The sequence below is a fragment of the Vibrio sp. 1731 genome, from assembly GCF_033339955.1.
GTDB classification, from domain to species: domain Bacteria; phylum Pseudomonadota; class Gammaproteobacteria; order Enterobacterales; family Vibrionaceae; genus Vibrio; species Vibrio alginolyticus.
Genome location: NZ_JAWOVO010000092.1, coordinates 1 through 1327, shown reverse-complemented (window position 1 = coordinate 1327; position 1327 = coordinate 1). Strand labels below are relative to the sequence as shown.

The 1327-nt window shown below is 49.7% G+C and carries 1 pseudogene; it reads left to right on the top strand.

Annotation, left to right across the window (positions count from 1 at the left end):
- Positions 1–1327 (top strand): annotated as a pseudogene (locus tag R7035_RS25390) (Tn3-like element ISShfr9 family transposase); the annotation flags it as partial.

Here is a 1327-nt window from a genome sequence, read left to right as displayed (position 1 = left end):
CCCTTCTCAGTAGTCAGACAACAGGCATTGAAGGTCATGAATGACAGGGATATCCAGACCCTCTGCCTTTACCTGAAAAAACAGAAACGGACCGTGGAAGAGTACCAGTGGCAACATTACGATGAACAATGCAATCTCCTGGAGCAACTGTTAAGGCAGGTGTTCTTGTGCCTTGAATGTGAGGCCGGTAAAGGCTCAGAAGCCGTCGTCGCCCAACTTCAACAGATGCAGACGGAAATCGCATTCGGTGGACCACTGAAGACGATGGATACGTCGCTCATCCCGAAAAAGCACCTCCCATGGTTGGTTAAACAGGATAACGTTAACCCGCAACGTTACGAATGGCTGCTCTACCGGCAGTTAACCTCACGACTGAATGGACGCATTTATTTGCCAAATGTTACCAAATACCGCGCACTGGAAGACGACCTGATCCCCCAGACATCGCAGGATACCTTGCTGGCCTCATCAACACTGGACAGACTAAAACAGCCCGCAGAGTTATTGTTACAGGAGAAACAACACCGGCTGGAAAGTGCACTCAAAGACGTTGCTCTCCATATTGATGAGGGAGACAATCGAAATGTGATCATGAAAAATCGTACCGGTACCCGCTGGCGTCTGCCGACCAAAAGCGCTACATCTCTGGTCAACAATCCCTTTTTTAAGCGAATGCAACCGGTCGGTATCGCGGATGTACTGCGGTATGTAGAGCGCGAAACCGGGTTCATGAAATGTCTGACTCATGTACTTCCGATACAAAAACAAGGGTTCACTCATCAGGATGATTTACTGGCCATTCTGATTGCCAACGCCACTCACCGTGGTGTGTATGGCATGGCGCAGATCTCCGATCGAAGCTATGAACACCTGAGTACGGTGCAGGCCAACTATATCCGGCCTGAAACGCTGCATGACGCCAGCGACGTGATCAATAATGCGGTTGCAGCGCTACCCATCTTCCGCCACTACCATATTCAGGAGGACCAGCTGCACGCCAGTGCGGATGGTCAGAAATTCGAAACCCATCTGGAAACCTTTAAAACCCGGTACTCCTCTAAGTATTTCGGCACCAACAAAGGGATCACGGCCATGACACTGGTGGCCAACCACAGCGCCCTCAATGCTCGGATCATCGGTTCCAACGAGCACGAATCACACTATATTTATGACCTGTTACAATCCAACAGCAGTGAAATCAAACCTGACGTACTCTCGACAGATACACACGGTGTCAATCATGTTAACTTCGCCTTACTGGATCTATGCGGTTACAGTTTTGCACCGCGATACGCGCAGTTCAGTAGTGTCATCAATGATCTGTTTG